Origin of the sequence: Desulfurella multipotens (genome assembly GCF_900101285.1) — a bacterium.
Lineage (GTDB): Bacteria > Campylobacterota_A > Desulfurellia > Desulfurellales > Desulfurellaceae > Desulfurella > Desulfurella acetivorans.
In genome coordinates, this window is the sequence record NZ_FMYU01000027.1 from 1 (window position 1) to 1,654 (window position 1,654).

The 1,654-nt window shown below is 35.5% G+C and carries 2 protein-coding genes; both read right to left on the bottom strand.

Going from position 1 to position 1,654, the window contains the following annotated elements; genetic code table 11:
* Positions 1 to 903 (bottom strand): electron transfer flavoprotein subunit alpha/FixB family protein (locus BLQ93_RS09340; RefSeq protein ID WP_092129863.1); only part of this gene is annotated, 903 nt, incomplete at its 3' end.
* 10 nt (positions 904 to 913) lie between these two features.
* The coding region (locus BLQ93_RS09345) for an electron transfer flavoprotein subunit beta/FixA family protein (RefSeq protein WP_092129865.1) at positions 914 to 1,654 on the bottom strand (741 nt) is incomplete at its 5' end.

The following is a 1,654-nucleotide window of genomic DNA, read 5'->3' on the forward strand; positions in this document are numbered from 1 at the left end:
TAATTTACTTGTTAATACAGGCACAAACTCTAATAGGTCAGCTACTACAAATACATCTGCTACTTCGGCAATAGGTGCGTCTTTATCTTTGTTTATTGCTACAATAAAGTTAGATTTTTTCATGCCAGCTAAATGCTGTATAGCACCAGATATACCACAGGCGATATAGAGTTTTGGTGCAACTGTTTGTCCTGTGGTTCCAACCTGGTAGCTTGGATCTAGCCAGCCTGCATCTACTACAGGCCTTGAAGCGCCAAGTTCACCTTTTAGAGCTTTTGCAAGGTTTCTTACAATTTCAATATTTTCTTTCTTTCCTACACCCCTGCCCGCAGAAACAATCACTTCGGCTTTTGTTAAATCAACACCTGTTTTTTCTGTTATTTCAAATCCTTGAAACTCTAAGTTATCATCCTGCTCAATATAATCTAAAGGTTCAATCTGGGCAGTATTGGATTTAACCGGAGAAAATGCCCCACTCTGGAGTGTCAATACAGCTTTTTGAGTGTTTGGCTTTACTTTTCTTCTAAGTTTTGCATTACAAAATGGCACAATGTATTCATCATTATCCACATCTATAATCTCAGATATCTGAGCTACCTTTAGTGCTGCAGCTAGCCTTGGAGCTAAGTCCCAGCCATATGAAGAGTGACTGAATACAACAATATCAGGATTTTCCTGTTCTATTAATTTTAATATTAAATCTTTGTGTACCTTTGGGTTGTACTCTTTTGCTTTTGATACATCCGCTATATATACTTTTCCTGCATACTCTATATTCACATCAAGGGGTGCTACAGCAAAACCAAATGAATCTGCGCCAATTTTATTTGCAAAGCCTACAAGCTCATAAAAAGATTCATCTATATGTCCATTTTTATATTCACCAATCAAAAGTGCTTTCATATTTTACCTCCTACCTTAATACCTGTGTTTTTTCTTTGAGTATACTGATTAACTTATCAGCTACTTCGTCTGATTTGCCTTCAAGGACTATGCCACCTTTTTTCTTTTCTGGTATGTAAGCTTTCAGGTTTATAACCCTTGGTTGTTCATTTAAAAGCTCATTAACATTTATAGTAATCAATTCTTTCTTTTTTGCTTTCATAATGTTTGGCAATGTGGGGTATCTTACGGTATTTAAACCAAGCTGACAGGTTAACACAACAGGTAGTTTTGCAGATACTTTTGCTTTTATACCGCCTTCCAATTCTCTTTTAACATTTACTTTACCATCTTGGTACTCAAAACTAACAATTGTTGTAATGCAATTGTAACCCAATAGTTCAGATAAAATTGGACCTACTTGTGCAGAAGCCCTATCTTGAGACTGCATGCCTAAAAATATAATATCAAAGTTTTTATCTTTGGCATAACTTGCAATTATTGTAGCAATTTGAAACGAGTCTTTTTTGTGTGATTCATCATCATGTATATGTACACCTTTGTCCGCACCAATAGCTAAAGCTTTTCTTATTGCTTCTTTTGTGCGTTCTGGACCAATAGAAAGTGCTACAACTTCAGCACTGCCTAACTTTTCTTTAAGCCTTACTGCTTCTTCAATGGCATACTCATCATATTCATTGATTTTAAAAGTCAAATCAGATTGTTCATACCATTGTCCGTCACTTGAGATTTTAAATTTAGATTCCATATC